Source organism: Brevundimonas sp. (genome assembly GCF_035998205.1).
Taxonomy (GTDB): Bacteria; Pseudomonadota; Alphaproteobacteria; order Caulobacterales; family Caulobacteraceae; genus Brevundimonas.
Genome location: NZ_DASYHT010000006.1, coordinates 387,462 through 403,955, shown reverse-complemented (window position 1 = coordinate 403,955; position 16,494 = coordinate 387,462). Strand labels below are relative to the sequence as shown.

General features: G+C 71.5%; 19 protein-coding genes. 7 read left to right on the top strand and 12 right to left on the bottom strand.

Annotated elements, in window-relative coordinates:
• Positions 1-56 precede the first annotated feature (56 nt).
• From VGN74_RS11880 to VGN74_RS11870, 3 genes are read right to left on the bottom strand one after another with little or no spacing between them, the layout of a single operon-like run.
• Complete coding sequence (locus VGN74_RS11880) at positions 57-1,076, bottom strand: alpha/beta fold hydrolase (protein ID WP_327448443.1); 1,020 nt, start codon at positions 1,074-1,076, stop codon at positions 57-59.
• Positions 1,073-1,654 (bottom strand): uracil-DNA glycosylase family protein, encoded by a 582-nt coding sequence (locus tag VGN74_RS11875; RefSeq protein ID WP_327448441.1) that lies wholly within the window; start codon positions 1,652-1,654, stop codon positions 1,073-1,075. The genes VGN74_RS11880 and VGN74_RS11875 overlap by 4 nt, the downstream gene beginning before the upstream one ends.
• Positions 1,651-1,923 (bottom strand): DUF3253 domain-containing protein, encoded by a 273-nt coding sequence (locus tag VGN74_RS11870; protein ID WP_327448439.1) that lies wholly within the window; start codon positions 1,921-1,923, stop codon positions 1,651-1,653. Before VGN74_RS11870 ends, VGN74_RS11875 begins: the two co-directional genes overlap by 4 nt.
• A 41-nt stretch (positions 1,924-1,964) precedes the next feature.
• Between VGN74_RS11870 and VGN74_RS11865 the strand changes: the two genes are divergently transcribed.
• Positions 1,965-2,405, top strand: a complete 441-nt coding sequence (locus VGN74_RS11865; protein ID WP_327448437.1) for a PaaI family thioesterase — start codon at positions 1,965-1,967, stop codon at positions 2,403-2,405.
• Here VGN74_RS11865 and VGN74_RS11860 read toward each other — a convergent pair.
• The gene (locus VGN74_RS11860) at positions 2,402-3,697 is read right to left on the bottom strand and encodes an SLC13 family permease (protein WP_327448435.1); all 1,296 of its coding nucleotides are present in this window, start codon (positions 3,695-3,697) and stop codon (positions 2,402-2,404) included. The genes VGN74_RS11865 and VGN74_RS11860 overlap by 4 nt on opposite strands.
• 70 nt (positions 3,698-3,767) lie before the next feature.
• Between VGN74_RS11860 and VGN74_RS11855 the strand changes: the two genes are divergently transcribed.
• Positions 3,768-4,577, top strand: coding sequence for a hypothetical protein (locus VGN74_RS11855; protein ID WP_327448433.1), 810 nt, complete (start codon positions 3,768-3,770; stop codon positions 4,575-4,577).
• On the opposite strand, the gene VGN74_RS11850 is transcribed toward VGN74_RS11855, so the two are convergent.
• Positions 4,558-5,037, bottom strand: coding sequence for a MarR family winged helix-turn-helix transcriptional regulator (locus tag VGN74_RS11850; protein ID WP_327448431.1), 480 nt, complete (start codon positions 5,035-5,037; stop codon positions 4,558-4,560). The genes VGN74_RS11855 and VGN74_RS11850 overlap by 20 nt on opposite strands.
• Positions 5,038-5,138: 101 nt before the next feature.
• Between VGN74_RS11850 and VGN74_RS11845 the strand changes: the two genes are divergently transcribed.
• The 3 genes from VGN74_RS11845 to VGN74_RS11835 are packed head-to-tail and all read left to right on the top strand — an operon-like array spanning position 5,139 to position 9,827.
• Complete coding sequence (locus VGN74_RS11845) at positions 5,139-6,914, top strand: N-acetylglutaminylglutamine amidotransferase (protein WP_327448429.1); 1,776 nt, start codon at positions 5,139-5,141, stop codon at positions 6,912-6,914.
• The gene (gene ngg, locus VGN74_RS11840; protein ID WP_327448426.1) at positions 6,904-8,700 is read left to right on the top strand and encodes an N-acetylglutaminylglutamine synthetase; all 1,797 of its coding nucleotides are present in this window, start codon (positions 6,904-6,906) and stop codon (positions 8,698-8,700) included. Before VGN74_RS11845 ends, ngg begins: the two co-directional genes overlap by 11 nt.
• A complete protein-coding gene (locus VGN74_RS11835; protein ID WP_327448425.1) occupies positions 8,697-9,827 on the top strand; it encodes an osmoprotectant NAGGN system M42 family peptidase in 1,131 nt (376 codons plus the stop codon). The genes ngg and VGN74_RS11835 overlap by 4 nt, the downstream gene beginning before the upstream one ends.
• A gap of 10 nt (positions 9,828-9,837) precedes the next feature.
• Here the strand turns inward: VGN74_RS11835 and VGN74_RS11830 are convergent, their stop codons facing one another.
• The 6 genes from VGN74_RS11830 to VGN74_RS11805 all read right to left on the bottom strand — a co-directional run bounded on the left by VGN74_RS11830 (position 9,838) and on the right by VGN74_RS11805 (position 14,216).
• Positions 9,838-10,455, bottom strand: coding sequence for a glutathione S-transferase (locus tag VGN74_RS11830; protein WP_327448424.1), 618 nt, complete (start codon positions 10,453-10,455; stop codon positions 9,838-9,840).
• 50 nt (positions 10,456-10,505) lie between these two features.
• Positions 10,506-11,780: a NupC/NupG family nucleoside CNT transporter gene (locus tag VGN74_RS11825; protein ID WP_327448422.1), complete on the bottom strand. Its 1,275-nt coding sequence runs from the start codon at positions 11,778-11,780 to the stop codon at positions 10,506-10,508.
• 76 nt (positions 11,781-11,856) lie between these two features.
• Complete coding sequence (locus tag VGN74_RS11820; RefSeq protein WP_327448421.1) at positions 11,857-12,285, bottom strand: DoxX family protein; 429 nt, start codon at positions 12,283-12,285, stop codon at positions 11,857-11,859.
• Positions 12,286-12,287: 2 nt separating this feature from the next.
• On the bottom strand, positions 12,288-13,034 hold the full coding sequence (locus VGN74_RS11815) for a DNA-binding domain-containing protein (RefSeq protein WP_327448419.1): 747 nt from the start codon (positions 13,032-13,034) through the stop codon (positions 12,288-12,290).
• Positions 13,031-13,876: a DUF692 domain-containing protein gene (locus tag VGN74_RS11810; protein ID WP_327449488.1), complete on the bottom strand. Its 846-nt coding sequence runs from the start codon at positions 13,874-13,876 to the stop codon at positions 13,031-13,033. Before VGN74_RS11810 ends, VGN74_RS11815 begins: the two co-directional genes overlap by 4 nt.
• A 40-nt stretch (positions 13,877-13,916) precedes the next feature.
• Positions 13,917-14,216: a DUF2282 domain-containing protein gene (locus VGN74_RS11805; RefSeq protein ID WP_327448417.1), complete on the bottom strand. Its 300-nt coding sequence runs from the start codon at positions 14,214-14,216 to the stop codon at positions 13,917-13,919.
• Between the two features lie 158 nt (positions 14,217-14,374).
• On the opposite strand from VGN74_RS11805, the gene VGN74_RS11800 reads away from it, so the two are divergent.
• A complete protein-coding gene (locus VGN74_RS11800; RefSeq protein WP_327448415.1) occupies positions 14,375-14,914 on the top strand; it encodes a sigma-70 family RNA polymerase sigma factor in 540 nt (179 codons plus the stop codon).
• Entirely contained in the window at positions 14,904-15,536 is a 633-nt protein-coding gene (locus tag VGN74_RS11795; RefSeq protein WP_327448413.1) for a DUF1109 domain-containing protein, read from the top strand. Before VGN74_RS11800 ends, VGN74_RS11795 begins: the two co-directional genes overlap by 11 nt.
• Positions 15,537-15,542: 6 nt before the next feature.
• Here the strand turns inward: VGN74_RS11795 and VGN74_RS11790 are convergent, their stop codons facing one another.
• Complete coding sequence (locus VGN74_RS11790; RefSeq protein WP_327448411.1) at positions 15,543-16,421, bottom strand: branched-chain amino acid aminotransferase; 879 nt, start codon at positions 16,419-16,421, stop codon at positions 15,543-15,545.
• Positions 16,422-16,494: the final 73 nt, after the last annotated feature.

The window sequence follows — 16,494 nt, the reverse complement described above, 5'->3', positions numbered from 1 at the left end:
GCGGGAACTGCTGACGCCCGCTAGGCAGAAACTGCCGCCCGCCGGTAAACGGGGCGTTAAGGTCCGGCGGCGGCCCGGGCTGCGAGGGCGGCGCCGACCGCAACCGGGCCCGAGGGCAGAGGTCGGGCCGGATCGCGCAGGAAGCCGAGCACGTCGCCCATCACCCGCGCCCGGTCGAGGTCGCGCACGAGCAGGTGCCGCCCTTCGGAATAGAAGGCGGTGGTCAGGCCGGGCGCCGCCCCGGCCGCCGCCAGCGCCCGGGCCATGGCCGCCGGCGGGATGATCTGGTCGCGCCCGCCATAGGCCAGCAGGGCCGGGCCCGGCAGCGCCCCCAGCCGCCGGCTCGCCCCTTCCATCAGGCTGACCAGTCCGTGCAGGGTGTCGAAGCGGGTCTCGAAGATCATGCCGGGGTCGCGGCCCATGCGCCGCAGCTCCGGCAGATTGTCGGTGGCCAGGATGTCGCGCACCGCCCAGTCCGGCGGCGAGGCGGCGACCCCGCCCATCAGCCGCGCCGCCAGCCACAGGCTGGCGCGACTGGCCCAGGGCTGGCTGGACCAGCCCCACACCGCCGGGGCCAGCAGCACCAGCCGGTCCGCGTCCGGCGGCCGATCCGAGGTGAAGGCGGTGATGGCCACCGCTCCGCCCATGCTCTCGCCCGCCACGCCGATCGTCGCCGTCGGATGACGCGCCCGGACCAGCGCGGTGATCTGGCGCAGGTCCTCGACCATGCGCTCCGGGCCCGCCCAGACGCCACGGCCAGGGGCGGCGCCGAAACCGCGCTGGTCGGGAGCGTAGACGGCGACGCCGCGCGCCGCCCACCACGGTCCGGCGAGGTGGAAGGCCATGCCGTGGTCGTTCATCCCGTGCAGACAGACCAGCGCCGCCCAGGTCGGCCCCTCGGTCGGCCTCCAGGCGCGCAGCGGCAGTCGCGCCCCGTCCTCCATGATGACGGCGCCGGCCTCCAGCCGCGGCCCGCCGAAGCCCGGGAGCGGGGTCAGCCGCGGCTGCACCGTCGGCGCGCAGGCGGCGGCCAGCGGCGCCGCCAGACCTGCAGCCAGGAGGGCGCGGCGGTTCATGTGAGCAGCGCCCGCACTCGGGACTGCAGCCAGGGCACGACCTCGGCCTCGAACCACGGCTCGCGCTTCAGCCACGCCGTGTTGCGCCATGACGGATGCGGCAGGGGCAGGACGTCAGGCAGGTAGTCGCGCCAGGCCCGCACCGTGTCCGTCATGGCGGGGCCGGCCCGCGCCCCCAGCGCCCAGGCCTGGGCATGGCCGCCGACCAGCAGGGTCAGCTCCACCTGCTTCAGCTCGCCGAGCAGCCGCGGCCGCCACAGCCGGGCGCACCGTTTCGGCGGCGGATAGTCGCCGCCCTTCGCCGCGGTGCCCGGATAGCAGAAGGCCTGGGCGGCCACGCCGATGCGGCGATCGCCATAGAAGGTGTCGGCGTCGACGCCCAGCCAGCGGCGCAGCCGGTCGCCGGACGGGTCGGTGAAGGGCAGGCCGCTCTCGTGCACCCGCCGGCCCGGGGCCTGGCCGCAGATCAGCAGCCGCGTCTCCGGGAAGACGCGCACGACCGGGCGGGGCGCGTGCGCCAGCTCGCCGGCGCAGGCCTGGCAGGCGCGGATTTCCTCAAGGACGGCGTCGAGGCTCATGCCTCCGACGATGTGGTCCCCTCGCCCGGCAGCGGCAAGCGAAGCCGGACCACGCCCTTGAAGTCGTCCGGATCGACCGGCTTGCCCTTCTTGGTGATGACCAGACGGCCCTGCCGCGCCATGCCGATGGCGGTGGCCTTGACCCGGCCCAGCTGGCGTCGCCAGCCCTCGGGATCGAGCGCCTTGGCGGCCTCGGACGGACAGATGCTCTTGCCCGCGTCGCGTTCGGACAGTTTTTCGAGAATGACGGCTTCGATCGGATCGCTCATAGGGCCTATATCCCGCACCGCAGCATGAAGGGGAACCGTCCATGGTCGCCAAGATCACCGTCGCCGAGGGAGAATTCGCCGGCTGGCAGATGTACGATGTGCACGGGACCTTCGATCAGGTGGTCGGGCCGTTCTACTTCCGGCCCGATCCGGACGGGCGCATGCGCTGCGCCTTCCGCGCCGAGCCCAAGCACATGAACGCCGGCGGGCGGATGCACGGCGGCTGTCTGATGACCTTCGCCGACATCGCCCTGTTCCAGACCGCCTATCAGGAGATGGAAGGCGCCTCGGGCGTGACGGTCCAGCTCGACTCGACCTTCATCGACGGAGCCTATGTCGGCGAGCTGGTCGAGGCGACCGGCGAGGTGGTGCGCGCCGGCAAGAGCCTGATCTTCGTGCGCGGCCAGATCCAGACCGGCGAACGGGTGCTGATGACCTATTCCGGGGTGATCCGGAAGTTCGAGAAGCGCCGCCCGGCCTAGAACGGGAAGAACACCGGGATGGCCAGGGCCCCGGCGACCCAGCTGATCAGGTTCAGCGGCACGCCGATGCGCAGGAAGTCCATGTAGGTGTAACCGCCGGTCTCATAGACCAGCACATTGGTCTGGTAGCCGAACGGGGTGGCGAAGGCGGCGCTGGCGGCCATCATGATGGTGACGAGGAACGGCCGCGGGTCGACCCCGAGGCTCTCGGCCAGGGCGACGGCGATGGGCGTCAGCAGCACGGCCACGGCAGCGTTGGACAGCAGCTCGGTGGCGAACAGGGTCACGCCATAGAGGATGATCAGCGCGCCGAGCGGCCCCAGCGGCCGGATCACCTCGATCAGGGCCGAGGCGCCGGACGCCGCCAGCCCGGTGAGCTCGATCGACAGGCCGACCACCACCATGCCGGCGATCAGCAGCAGCACTTCGGGCCGCAGCCCGGCATAGGCCTCGTCCGGGGTGATGACGCCGATGAGGATGAGCAGCACCGCCCCGGCGAAGGCCGCCGCCGCGATCGGCGCCCAGCCCAGCGCGGCGGTGGTGACCACAGCGACGAACACCCCGACCGACAGGACCGCCTTGCGGCGATCCAGCGGCTTGTCGACCTTGAACAGCTTCAGGTCGCCGAGCAGTCCGTCGCCGGTCTGGACGCGGTTTGGAGCCGGCTCGGCCCTGTCGCGTGCCGGCGCCAGCAGCCGCCCGCCGAGGAAGTAGAGATAGAGCCCGCCCACAACAGCGATGACGAGGCCGACCGGGGTGATCTCGAACATGCTGAACACCGGCTGGCCGGCGCTGCGCGCCATGTCGTTGACCAGCAGATTGGTCGAGGTGCCGATCAGGGTGCAGGCGCCGCCCATGATGGTCACATAGGACAACGGGATCAGAAACCGCTTGGGATCGAGGTTCAGCGACCCGGCGACGTCCTTCACCACCGGGGCCGCCAGCACCACGATCGGCGTGTTGTTGAGGAAGGCGGAGGCGCCGCCGCAGAGCCCGATCACCAGCCACAGCCCGGCGGCGCCGATGCGGGCGCACAGCCGGGCCCCCATGCGGATCAGCAGGCCGAGAAAACCGGACAGCTCGATGGCGTAGGCCAGCACGAACAGCGAGGCGAGCGCGACGATGGCGGGCGAGGCGAAGGCCTCCTGCACCTCGACCGGGCGCACCACCCCGGTGACCAGCAGCACTGCCGCGCCGGTCAGGGCGACGACGTCGGCGCGCAACCGGCCCTGCACCAGCCCGAAGACCACTGCGGCCAGAACGCCAAGCGCAGCCATTTGCTCGAAAGTCATGCCCGATAGTCAGTGCGTCGGCGTCCACGTCAACCGGTTCACATGCGGGATCGACGTGTTAGGCTGCCCCATGCCTGCTTTCCGGACTCCCGCTGCGGCAGCCGTCGTCCTGTCCGGCCTTCTCGGCCTCGCCGCCTGCGACCGGCCGACGGAGGCGCCGCCGGAGCCGGTTCCGGCGACCCCGGTCGAGGCCCCTGCGCCGCCCGTGGTCCAGATCGCGCCGATGACCCGCGCCGACCTCATCGCCGCCTTCGACGCCGCCGCCTCCGCCTTCGCCGAGGGTCGCGCCGCGCCCCCGACGCCGCGCGTGGCCGGTCGCCAGTTCAACCTCGTGCAGGCGTTCGGCTGCACGGCCCCGGCCGCGGCGGCGCCGCCACCGGGGCTCGCCGGGACCAGCCGCACCGCCGGGGACGCCGTCTCCCTGAGCCTGACCCCCGCCGACTGGGCGCAGACCGGCCTGATCCGGCAGGCGGCGCCGGAGGCGGAGGCGGTCGAGGGCCTGTGGCTGACCCGGCCCTGGCTGCGCACGCCCGCCTGCCCGGCGACGCCGTTCGATCCCCTCATGCCCGCCGGGGTCAGCCCCCAGGTCTACGGCCTGGCCGTGATCTTTCCCGAGGGCGGCTCGCGGGTGAACCGGCGCGACGGCCGCGCCTACAGCCATGTGGTGCGCAGCCAGGCCGACGGCGCGCCGACGCCCGCCCCGGCCGGCGGCTATCGCCTCGTGGTCTCGGGCCGGCTGACCAGCTTCGCCGACGGGCGCGCCATCCGCTGCGCCGCCTCGGGGCCGGATCAGCGGCCGACGTGTATCGCGGCGGTCGAGATCGACCGCGTCGCCTTCACCGACGCCGCCGGGGCCACCCTCAGCGAGTGGCGGAACTGACCGCCTCCCCGGTCGGGGCCATCAGGACGGCGATACGGCTGATGGCGTCGGCCAGCGACTGACGGTCCTCCTCGGGCAGGGCCCGGAACGCGGCCATGAAGCCCGGCTGCAACAGATCCGGCGCGGTCGACAGCGCCTCTTCCCCGGCCCCGGTCAGGCGGGCGTGCACGATGCGCCGGTCGCGGGTGGAGCGGTAGCGTTCCACCAGCCCCTTGGCCTCCAGCTTGTCGAGCACCGCCACCACCGTCGGGGCGGACATCGCCGCCTCGCGCGAGACCTGCACGGTGGTGACCTCGCCGAGACTGCGCACCGCCTGCAGCACGATCAGCTGCGGCAGGGTCAGGCCGGTCAGGCGGGCGATCTCGCGCGACCGCACATCGATCGCCTGGGCCACCCGACGCAGGGATCGCAGAAGGGTGACCGAGGGATCGATCGGGTCCGCGGCGCGTTCAGGCGCCACGCCCGCCGCAACGACTTCTGAACCAGGCGTGGCCATTCGGGTTGTAATCCTTCGTGTGCAAACTATTTGTGCACGCATCTTCAACAACACAAGGATGCCCCATGTGCGGCTTGAGCGGCGAGATCAATTTCGACGGTCGCCCGGCGGACGCCGGCGCGCTGCAACGGATGACGGACGCGCTCTCGCCGCGGGGACCTGACGGATCGGGTGTGGTGCTGCGGGGGCCGGTCGGCCTCGGCCACCGGCGGCTGAAAATCATCGACCTGTCCGAGAAGGCGCAGCAGCCGATGGTCGACGCCGGGCTGGGTCTGACCATCGCCTTCAACGGCTGCATCTACAACTATCCGGAACTGCGCGCCGAGTTGGAGGCCCACGGCCACCGCTTCTTCTCGCACGGCGACACCGAGGTGATCCTCAAGGCCTGGGCCCAGTGGGGCGACCGCTGCGTCGACCGCTTCCACGGCATGTTCGCCTTCGTCATCCACGAGCGCGACAGCGGCCGGCTGGTGATGGCCCGCGACCGTTTCGGCATCAAGCCGCTCTACCTGACGCAGCAGGATCGCCGCCTGCGCTTCGCCTCCAGCCTGCCGGCGCTGGTCAAGGGGGGTGACGTCGACACGGCGATCGATCCGGTCGCCCTGCACCACTACATGAGCTTCCACGCGGTCGTGCCGCCGCCGCGCACCCTGCTCAAGGGCGTCAGCAAGTTCCCGCCGGCGACGATCCGCGTCTATGAGGCCGACGGCTCGCACCGGGAGCGGGTCTACTGGTCGCCGCCGCATGCGCGGGGGCCGGGCGACGCCACCCGCCGCTTCGAGGACTGGCGCGACCAGGTGCTGGACGGTCTGAAGACGGCCGTGAAACGCCGCATGGTGGCGGACGTCCCGGTCGGGGTGCTGCTGTCCGGCGGGGTCGACTCCAGCCTGATCGTCGGCCTGCTGGCCGAGCTGGGCCAGCCGGATCTGATGACCTTCTCGGTCGGCTTCGAGGCCGCCAATGGCGAGAAGGGCGACGAGTTCGCCTGGTCCGACCTGATCGCCCGGCACTACGACACCCGCCACCACCAGATCTTCGTGCCGCACGACCGGCTGATGGCCGCCCTGCCCGGGACCATCGCCGCCATGTCCGAGCCGATGGTCAGCTATGACAATGTCGGCTTCTACCTGCTGAGCCAGGAGGTGGCGAAGCACATCAAGGTGGTCCAGTCCGGCCAGGGCGCCGATGAAATCTTCGCCGGCTATCACTGGTACCCGCCGATGCAGGGGGCGACCGATCCGGTCGACACCTATGCGACGGCCTTCCTCGACCGCCCGCACGCCACCCTGGCGACCCAGCTCAACCCCCGCTGGCTGGCCGATCACGACGCCAGCCGGGCGCTGGTCGAGGCCCACTTCGCGCGGCCGGGCGCCGAGACGCCGGTCGACAAGGCGCTGCGCCTCGACAGCCAGGTGATGCTGGTCGACGACCCGGTGAAGCGGGTCGACAACATGACCATGGCCTGGGGGCTGGAGGCCCGGGTGCCCTTCCTCGACCACGAGCTGGTCGAGCTGGCCGCCCGCATCCCGCCCGAGCACAAGCTGGCCGACGGCGGCAAGGGCGTGCTCAAGGCCGCCGCCCGCCAGGTCATCCCGTCCGAGGTCATCGACCGGCCCAAGGGCTATTTCCCGGTGCCGGCCCTGAAGCACATCGAGGGACCGTACCTCGAGATGGCGCGGGACGCCCTGACCAGCCAGGCGGCGCGCGAGCGGGGCCTGTTCAACGACGCCTGGCTCGATCGCCTGTTCGCCGAGCCCAAGGCGCACATCACGCCGCTGCGCGGCTCGGAGCTGTGGCAGGTCGCCCTGCTCGAGATGTGGCTGCAGACCCATGGCCTCTGACGTGCGCGCCGGGCGGTCCAAGGCGCACCGCCTCAAACGTCTTCGCCACGAAGGCCTCAAGCCGGTCGTCGGCGCCGCGCCCATGGCCGAGAACGCCACCCTCGACTGCGGCTGGGGCCGGCTGCTGTTCGCCCAGACCTTTCCGAAGGCCGAACCCCTGATCGACGCCCTGCGCGCCGAGGGGCCGGACCGGCGCGACATCGCCTTCTATGTCCGCAATCCGCACGTGCTGCTGGCGGGCGCGCCGCAGGAGGTGTTCCTCGACCCGTCGCACACCTTCCGGCTCGATCTGGCGACCTATCGCGCCAGCCGTCGCCAGCCGCGCGGCTTCCTGGTGCGCCGTCTTGTCAGCGAGGCCGACGCCGAGGCCATCAACGCCATCTACGCCCGCCGGCGCATGGTGCAGCCGCCGGCCGATTTCGTCTGGTCGCACCGCGACGACCGTAGCCTCGTCTATCTGGTGGCCGAGGACGCGGCGACCGGCCGGATCATCGGCACCGTCACGGGCGTGAACCATCAGCGCGCCTTCGAGGATCCGGAGGCGGGCTCGTCCCTGTGGTGTCTCGCCGTCGATCCCCAGGCCTCGCAGCCAGGCATCGGCGAGGCGCTGGTGCGGCGGCTGGCCGAGCACTTCAAGACCCACGGGCTGGCCTACATGGATCTGTCGGTCATGCACGACAACGCCCAGGCCATCGCCCTCTACGAGAAGCTCGGCTTCCGACGGGTCAGCTTCTTCGCGGTCAAGCGCAAGAACCCGATCAACGAGGCCCTGTTCGTCGGGCCCGCCGAGGACGCCGGCCTCAACCCCTACGCCCGCATCATCGTCGATGAGGCGCGGCGCCGGGGCATCCATACAGACATCCTCGACGCTGAGGGCGGCCTGTTCCGGCTCAGCTGGGGCGGCCGGTCGATCCGCTGCCGCGAAAGCCTGTCGGAGCTGACCTCGGCCGTGGCCCTGTCGATCTGCGACGACAAGCGCATGACCCGGCGCATCGTCGAGGCCGCCGGCGTCCGCGTGCCCGAGCGCTTCGATGCGAATGACGCCCCGGCGCTGGCGGCCGGGCTGGCCCGGCACGGGGCGCTGGTGGTCAAGGTGGCCCGCGGCGAACAGGGCAAGGGCGTATTCGTCGGCCTGACCACCCTGCCGGCCGTCCAGGACGCCATCGCCGCCGCCCGCAGCCTGTGCCCGGAAGTGCTGGTCGAGGAACAGGTCGAGGGCGATGACCTGCGACTGGTGGTGATCGACTTCAAGGTGGTCGCCGCCGCCGTGCGCCGGCCGCCGCGGGTCACCGGCGACGGGCGCTCGACCCTGCGCGCCCTGATCGAGCACCAGAGCCGCCGCCGCGCCGCCGCCACCGGCGGGGAGTCGCGCATCCCGGTCGATGCCGAGACGGAGCGCACCCTCGCCGCCGCCGGCTACAGCCTCGACGACGTCGCCCCGGAGGGCGAGATCATCCAGGTGCGCAAGGCCGCCAACCTGCACCTGGGCGGCACCATCCATGACGTCACCGAGGAAGTGCACCCGGCCCTGATCCGGGCTGCTGTCGCCGCCGCCCGCGCTATCGACATCCCGGTGACCGGCATCGACCTGATGGTCCGCAGCCACCGCGAGGCCGACTACGCCTTCATCGAGGCCAACGAGCGGCCCGGCCTGGCCAACCATGAGCCGCAGCCGACCGCCGAGCGCTTCCTCGACCTGCTGTTTCCCCTGTCCATGCCCGCCGCCGCCCGCGCTGTCGCGCTGGCCCCGCGACCGGCCGAACCGACGGAGACGTCCGCCGCATGACCCTGCCCGAGATCGACGCCGCCTGGCTGGCCGAACAGCTCCAGGGGCTGCTCGCGATCCCCAGCCCCACCGGCTACACCGACGAGGCGGTCTGGCGCCTGTGCGGCGAGCTGGACCGGCTCGGGGTGGACTATGAGCTGACCCGGCGGGGCGCCATCCGCGCCTGTCTGCGCGGCGCCGAGCCGGGCTCGGCCCGCGCCCTGGTCACCCACGTCGACACCCTCGGCGCCCAGGTCAAGCGCATCAAGGGCACCGGCCGGCTGGAGCTGGTGCCGATTGGCCACTGGTCCTCGCGCTTCGCCGAGGGCGCCCGCTGCACCGTGTTCGGAGAGGATGCCCAGGCCCGCGGAACGATCCTGCCGCTCAAGGCCTCCGGCCACACATTCAACGAGGAGGTGGACACCCAGCCGGTGGCCTGGACGCAGGTCGAGCTGCGACTGGACCTGCCGGTGTCGAGCCGCGAGGATGTGCTGGCCCATGGCCTCGACGTCGGCGACATCGTCGCCATCGACCCCCAGCCGGAGTTTCTCGACAACGGCTTCATCGTCTCCCGGCATCTCGACGACAAGGCGGGCGTGGCGGCCATGCTGGCGGCGCTGAAGGCGCTGGTCGACGCCGGCGCGAGGCCGCCGGTGGATCTCTACTTCCTCGTCACCATCGCCGAGGAGGTGGGGCTGGGCGCCTCGTCGGTGCTCGTCCCCGACGTGGCCTCCATGGTGACCATCGACAACGGCACGACGGCTCCCGGCCAGAACTCGTCCGAGTTCGGCGTCACCCTGGCCATGGCCGACCAGACGGGCCCGTTCGACTGGCACCTGACCCGCAAGCTGGCGCGGCTGGCCCGCGAGCACGAGATCCCGTTCCAGAAGGACGTGTTCCGCTACTACCGCTCGGACTCCGCCTCGGCGCTGGAGGCCGGCGCCGACATCCGCACCGCCCTGATCACCTTCGGGGTCGACGCCAGCCACGGCTATGAGCGCATCCACATGGACGCCCTGGTCTCGGTCGCCCGGCTGGCGACCGCCTACGCCCTGAGCCCGGTCGAGATCGAGCGCGACCGTGAACCGGTGTCCGGCCCGGAGGGCTTCACCCACCAGCCCCTCGCCGAAACGCCCGGCGAGGGCTGAGGGGCGACGCCTACATCCCCGCCTTCGCCGCCGGGCGGGCGCGGCAGGCCTCGAGCCAGCGGCCGAGGTGGGCGTATTCCTCCGGCGGCCGGTACTTGATCAGCCGCGCGAACTCGAGCCCGACCACGGCGACGATGTCGGCGATGCTGAAGCGGTCGCCGGCGATCCATTCGTGCTCCGCCAGCCGGCGGTCCAGCGTCTTCATGAACTTCTCGGCGGTCGTGCGGTTCATCTCCGCCACCTGCGGGGACTGGGCCTCCAGCGCCGCCAGCGCCGGATGGCTGTGGCGCACCACCAGCATCATCGGATTGGCCATGTAGAACTCGCAGCGGCGGGTCCACATCTCGATCACGGCCTGTTCCTTCGCGTCGCGCCCGAACAGGTTGGGCTCGGGATACAGGGCCTCGAGATAGCGGCAGATGGCCAGGGACTCGGAGATGCAGGTCCCGTCGTCCAGCTCCAGCGCCGGAACATGGGGCAGGCCGACGCTGGCGCGATACTCCGGGGTGCGGTGCTGGCCCGACATGATGTCGACCTGGACGATCTCGATGTCGGTCACGCCCTTCTCGGCCATGACCCAGCGCACGCGCCGCGGATTGGGCGCCTTCAGGCTGTCGTAGAGCTTCATGCCATCCTCCCGGCGCGGTCGGATCGCCGCGCATCCTTATTCGCTACGGACTAGCGCGCGAACACGGACTCCGGCAAGGCGCCGACCACCGAGGCCGTCATCAGCGTGGCGAGGAAGCCGGCGAACAGCGCCTTCCACACCAGGCCCAGCACCTCCTCGCGGCGCTCCGGGATCAGCACCGACAGGCCGGTCACGGTGATGCCCACCGAGCCGATGTTGGCGAAGCCGCACAGGGCGTAGGTCAGAAGCATGCGGGTGCGCTCGCTCATGCCGTCCTCCGGCACAGCGCCCAGCTGGATGAAGGCGACGAACTCGGTCAGGGTCAGCTTCACCCCGAGCAGCCGCCCGGCGACCTGGGCGTCGGCCCATTCGACCCCGGTCAGCCAGGCCACCGGCGCAAAGACATAGCCGAGCAGGCGCTCGATGGTGACCGGCTCGCCGAACAGCCAGAAGCCGCCGAGCATGACGTTGGCGAGGGCCACGAGGGCCACGAACACGATCAGGATGGCCGAGATGTTGAGCACCACCATCAGCCCGTCGGAGGTGCCCTTGACGATGGCGTCGATGGCCGAGTCGTACTTCAGGGCCGAGCCGTAGTCGGCGAAGGCGCCACCCTGCCCCGCCTTCTCCGGCACGATGATGCGGGCCAGCAGCACCCCGGCCGGAGCCGAGACGATGGAGGCGACCAGCACGTGACCGGCGGCGTTGGGCAGCACCGGCGCCAGCAGGGTGGCGTAGGCCACCATGGTCGAGCCGGCCACGGTCGCCAGGCCGACCACCATCATCAGGAAGATCTCGGAGCGGGTCAGCTTGTCGAGATAGGCCCGGATGACGATCGGGCTCTCGATCATGCCGAGGAAGATATTGGCCGCCACCGCGAGCGCCGAGGCGCCGCCCAGTCCCAGGGTCTTCTGGAACAGGAAGCCGAAGCCGCGGGTGATCCAGCGCAGGACATGCCAGTGCCACAGCAGGGCCGACAGGGCCGAGATCACCAGGATCAGCGGCAGCACCTCGAAGGCGAAGACGAACAGGGCCGGCCGGTTCTCGATCACATAGGGCTGGGCCCCGCCGGCGAGGTAGCCGAACACGAACTGCGCCCCGACCCGGGTGGCCGCCGCCAGCCCGTCCACCGCCCCGGTGATCGCCGCCAGCACCCCTTGCGAGCCCGGAATGGCGAACAGGGCCAGCACCAGCGCCGCCTGCACCGCCACCGCCCCGATCGCCAGCCGCCAAGGGAACAGCCTGCGGTTCTCCGACACCAGCCAGCACAGGGCGATGACGACGACGATCCCCAGCAGGCTCTGGAGGTTCAAGGCGCTGAACATGGGGGGAAGGGCTCCGGGACCGACGCCCCTTCCTGTCCGACCTGCGACCTTGTGGCAAGCGTCCTCGCGGGCGGCGCTAGTCGACCCCCAGCCGGCGATCGAGGCTCCAGCCGCCCGGCCCCTGGCTCAGCAGATAGACCAGCGGCCCGGCCCACAGCAGGTGCACGCCCCAGGCCTCGGGATAGACGAACAGCTGGATCACCAGCGTCATACCGATCAGCCCCAAGGCCGACAGGCGGGTCGCCAGCCCCAGCACGAGCAGGATCGGAAACAGGTGCTCGGCGTACGTGGCCAGATGCGCCGCAAGCTCCGGCGGCAGGACGGGCACCCTGTACTCCTCGGCGAACAGGAAGCGGGTCCCGTCATTGATCGTCAGCAGGCCGTCGACCTTGGTCCGGCCGGACAGCCAGAACGGCGTGGCGATGGCGACGCGCAGCAGCAAGAGGGCCGCGTCGCGCGGGATGAACCGCCCGGGCAGGGCGTTGAGACGGGCGAGGGCGGTCATGGTCAGGGCTCCGCGTGGGGATGAAGAAAGACCCTTTCGGCCAGCAGCCGGGGGATGGGGCCGTCGGGGTCGGCGGGATCGAGCCCGGCCTGCAGGGCCGCGGCGGCGGCCGGACGCCCGGCGGCGCCGGCGCGCAGAAAGACCACCTCGGCGGGATCAAGCCGCCGCCAGACCACCTCGGCGTCCGGGCGATGGATGAGCAGGGCTTCGGGCCGCGCCTCCCAGACCAGTGGTCCGCGGTCCGGCTGGCGGTGGGCCAGCCACAGCGACGGAACGCTCCAGTCGAACTGGAACACCCGCACGTCCGGCCGCAGGGCCAGGACCTGTCCGCCCAGGGCAGGGCCGGCGGCGCGGGCGTCCGCTTCCGTCATCGGCCGGCTGTCGGCAGCCAAGTGGGCCTCGGTCCAGGCCCGGTCCAGCCGCGCCAAGGGCGCCAGGTAGGGCAGCTCCAGCGCCGGGGGGAAGGCCGCGAGCCAGGCCGGGAAGCCCGCCCCGAAGGCGGCCAGCACCGGATCATCGCCGGGCTGGTCCTCCAGAAAGGCCAGCGCCGCGGCGTGGAACCAGTCGTCGCCGACCAGCTGGACCACCGTCGGATAGTTGGCGGCCAGAGCGTCGACCCGGCCTTTCAGGCTGGCGTTGCGATAGACGCGCAGCGCGGTCAGGGCGTGCGGATCGTGGCCGAGCCGCGCCGTCATGCCCGTGGGGTCGCCGGCGAGGGCCCGGCTGAAGTCGTCGTGAAAGGCGGTCATGCGGCCAGCCGACCTTCGCCGGCCAGCACGCGGGCGGCGCGCGCCTGTTCGGCCAGCAACGCCTCAAAGGCGGGCACGTCCCCGTCGCGCTCGATCAGGGTCGGCCGCGGCCCGATGCGGGCGATCAGGCGAGCGTAGAGATCCCAGACCGGTTCGGCCACGGGGGTGTCATGGCTGTCGATCAGCAGGGTCTCGCCCAGCTCCGGGTCGGGACGCGTCCCGGCGAGATGGATCTCGCCGACCAGCTCGCCGGGGATCCGGTCCAGCCAGGCGACCGGGTCGAAGCCGGTGTTCACCGCCCCCGCATGCACATTGTTGACGTCCACCAGCAGGCCGCAGCCGGTGAGGCGCGCCAGCTCGGCGAGGAACTCCACCTCGTCCCAGGCGTGCGGAAGCGTGCGCAGATAGTGGGTCGGGTTCTCGATCAGCAGCCGCCGGCCCAGCGCCTGCTGGGCGATGTCGATGTTGCGGACCAGCAGATCCAGCGTCTCGTCGGTGCGCGGCACGGGCAGCAGGTCGGGATGATAGACCCCGCCGCGGCGCGACCACGCCAGATGCTCGGACACCACGAACGGCTCGAAGCGATCGATCAGGGCGCGGAAGCGCCGCAGGTGCAGCGGGTCCGGCCGCTCGTCCCCGGCCAGCGACAGCCCGACCCCGTGCAGCGACAGGGGGAAGCGCTCGCGGATCGCGGCCAGCCAGGCCAGCCGCGGCCCGCCGTCGACCATGTAGTTCTCGGGATGAACCTCGAACCACAAGCCCGCCTGCTCGCCGGCCGCCGGACAGGCGTGCGCCGCCGCGTAGTGGACGGGCTTGAGGCCCAGACCTGCGGTGGGCTCGATCGTGGCGGTCGGCGAGCAGGGCATGGTCGCGCTTCCGGCGTCAGCGGTTGGCGATCGGCGTCAGCGAGCCGGGGCCGCGCGGGGTCTGGATGGTGGTGCAGGTGCCCTTGGGGACCAGCTTCCAGGCGTTGCCCTGCCAGTCGCGGGTCGAGGTGCCCGAGCAGGAGGTGCCGGGGCCCGCGGCGCAGTCGTTCTGACCGGCGCGCGAGACGCCGAAGCAGCGCTCCATTTCCTGGGCGGGCTGGGGGGCGGCGCGCTGCTGGCCCGACTGGGCGGTGGCGGCGCCGGCGGCGACACCGGCGGCGGCGAGGGCGCCGGCGGCGAGGAACAGGCGGTTCATGGGATGTCTCCGTGCAGACCGGACCGGAGCGGTCGGGCACAGGACAGTTCGCAGGGCTGCCGCAGCCGGTTACCGGAAAAACGCCGGAAAGCCGCGAGTCCGGAAAATGGCCGGCGCGATGTAACCTCTTCCCGGAACCCGCCGTATTGGTTGGCCACGTGGTCGAAGACGAAGCCGAACTCAAGCGCCTGATGGTGCAGGGCCTGGGAGGGGACGCCCATGCGTGGCGGACCCTGCTGACGGCTGTCCGGCGACCGCTTGAGGACTACTTCCGCCGGCGCATGGCCGGCCACGCCGACATCGAGGATCTGGTGCAGGAAACGCTACTGGCCATTCACGCCAAGCGCGCGACGTTCGACCCCCGACAGCCGTTCGGGCCGTGGTGCTATGCCGTGGCCCGCTACAAGATGATCGACCACCTGCGCCGCGAAGGCCGGCGACCCACAGCCCCGCTGGAAGACGCCGGGGACGTGGCCGGGCCGAGCACCACCGAGGACGGCGTGATGCGCCGCGACCTGCGGCGGCTGCTGGCGCGCCTGCCGTTACGGCAGCGCCAGTTGATCGAGGACACGCGGCTGGCCGGCTACTCCATGGCCGAGGCGGCCGAACGGCGCGGCGTCACCGAAGGCGCGGCCAAGGTCAGCGTTCACCGTGGCCTGAAGGTGGTGTCGGAAGAGGTGCAGCGCGATGCGGACTGAAGACCTGATTGAGGCGCTGGCGCGCGATGTGGCTCCGGTCCGGCCTGTCCGCCCGCCGGTCTGGCCGCTGCTCGCCGCGGCCGCCGTGCTCCTGGCGGTCATCGCCGTCGTGCCGGCGCTGCGCCCGAATCTGGAACCGCTCATCGGCCAGCCGGGCTTCTGGCTACGGGCCGGCTATACGGCGGCGCTGGCCACCTCGGCCCTGTGGCTGGCCGACCGGCTCGGCCGGCCGGGGGCCGCCTGGGGTGCGCCGCTGGCGGCGCTGGGCACGGTGCTGGCCGCCGCCGTCGTCGCGGCGCTCGCCGAACAGGCCGGACTCGAAGGACCGGCGCGGATGAAGGCCCTGATGGGTCAGAGCTGGTCGATCTGCCCGCCGCTGATCTTCGCCATGTCGCTGGCGGCCGCACCTGTGGTCTTGCTCGGAGCCCGTCGCTTCGCGCCGATGCGCCCGGCGCTGATGGGCGCGGCGCTTGGCCTGATGAGCGGCGCGGCCGCCGCGGGCTTCTACAGCCTGCATTGCCCGGAACTGACCGCCAGCTTCGTGGCGGTCTGGTACACGGCCGGCGTCTTGGCAGCCGGCCTTGTCGGGGCCGTGGCCGGCCGCTTCGCCCTGCGCTGGTAGCCGCCGTCAGAGCTGACGGCGCACCAGCCGGCCGTAGTCCTCCATCAGCCCGAGGCTCAGATCGCCCGGGGTGAAATTGTACTCGCCCACCTGGGCCACCGGGGTGACTTCCGCGGCCGTGCCGGTGAGGAAGCACTCGGAGAAGGTCGACAGCTCCTCCGGACGGATGTGGCGCACGACCACCTCGATGCCCTTGGACTCCGCGAGGGCGATCACCGTGCGGCGGGTGATGCCGTCGAGAATGGCGTCGGTCGGCGGGGTGTGGATCACCCCGTCCTGCACGAAGAAGACGTTCGCGCCGGTGGCCTCGGCCACATAGCCGCGCCAGTCCAGCATCATGGCGTCGGCGAAACCGCGCTTCTCGGCGGCGGTCTTGGACATGGTGCAGATCATGTACAGGCCGGCGGCCTTGGAGGCCGAGGGGGCCGTGGCCGGGTCCGGGCGGCGCCACCTGGCCCACTCCAGACGGATGCCCTTCTTCTTGGTCTCGGGGTCGAAGTAGCTGGGCCAATCCCACACGGCGATGGCGACGTGGGTCTTGTTGTGGATGGCCGACACCGCCAGGGCTTCCGGGCCGCGGAAGGCCACCGGGCGGATGTAGCAGTCGTCCAGCCCCATGCGGCGGCAGGTCTCGACACAGGCCTGGTCGATCTCCTCGACCGAATAGGGCAGATCGAAATCGAGCAGGTTGGCCGAGGCCTTCAGGCGCTCGGAATGCTCCGTCAGCTTGAAGATTTCGCCGGCATACATACGCTCGCCCTCGAACACCGACGAGCCGTAGTGCAGGGCGTGGGTCAGAATGTGCGTTTTCGCTTCCCGCCAGGGTACGAAATCGCCATCAACCCAGATCCAGCCGTCGCGATCGTCGAAAGGAACCAGAGCCATTGAACAACATCTCCTCGAGAGCCGATCGCTTTAGACCCCTCCCGGCGCGCCAGGTCAACGGCGCGACGCCGGA

Coding starts and splice junctions, on each gene's coding strand:
- VGN74_RS11825 (WP_327448422.1), bottom strand. CDS start 11,780: ATGTTCAGCGCCTTGAACCTCCAGAGCCTGCTGGGGATCGTCGTCGTC.
- VGN74_RS11855 (WP_327448433.1), top strand. CDS start 3,768: ATGCCTGCTTTCCGGACTCCCGCTGCGGCAGCCGTCGTCCTGTCCGGC.
- VGN74_RS11815 (WP_327448419.1), bottom strand. CDS start 13,034: ATGACCGCCTTTCACGACGACTTCAGCCGGGCCCTCGCCGGCGACCCC.
- VGN74_RS11860 (WP_327448435.1), bottom strand. CDS start 3,697: ATGACTTTCGAGCAAATGGCTGCGCTTGGCGTTCTGGCCGCAGTGGTC.
- VGN74_RS11835 (WP_327448425.1), top strand. CDS start 8,697: ATGACCCTGCCCGAGATCGACGCCGCCTGGCTGGCCGAACAGCTCCAG.
- VGN74_RS11795 (WP_327448413.1), top strand. CDS start 14,904: ATGCGGACTGAAGACCTGATTGAGGCGCTGGCGCGCGATGTGGCTCCG.
- VGN74_RS11870 (WP_327448439.1), bottom strand. CDS start 1,923: ATGAGCGATCCGATCGAAGCCGTCATTCTCGAAAAACTGTCCGAACGC.
- VGN74_RS11830 (WP_327448424.1), bottom strand. CDS start 10,455: ATGAAGCTCTACGACAGCCTGAAGGCGCCCAATCCGCGGCGCGTGCGC.
- VGN74_RS11880 (WP_327448443.1), bottom strand. CDS start 1,076: ATGAACCGCCGCGCCCTCCTGGCTGCAGGTCTGGCGGCGCCGCTGGCC.
- VGN74_RS11820 (WP_327448421.1), bottom strand. CDS start 12,285: ATGACCGCCCTCGCCCGTCTCAACGCCCTGCCCGGGCGGTTCATCCCG.
- VGN74_RS11790 (WP_327448411.1), bottom strand. CDS start 16,421: ATGGCTCTGGTTCCTTTCGACGATCGCGACGGCTGGATCTGGGTTGAT.
- ngg (WP_327448426.1), top strand. CDS start 6,904: ATGGCCTCTGACGTGCGCGCCGGGCGGTCCAAGGCGCACCGCCTCAAA.
- VGN74_RS11865 (WP_327448437.1), top strand. CDS start 1,965: ATGGTCGCCAAGATCACCGTCGCCGAGGGAGAATTCGCCGGCTGGCAG.
- VGN74_RS11805 (WP_327448417.1), bottom strand. CDS start 14,216: ATGAACCGCCTGTTCCTCGCCGCCGGCGCCCTCGCCGCCGCCGGTGTC.
- VGN74_RS11875 (WP_327448441.1), bottom strand. CDS start 1,654: ATGAGCCTCGACGCCGTCCTTGAGGAAATCCGCGCCTGCCAGGCCTGC.
- VGN74_RS11845 (WP_327448429.1), top strand. CDS start 5,139: ATGTGCGGCTTGAGCGGCGAGATCAATTTCGACGGTCGCCCGGCGGAC.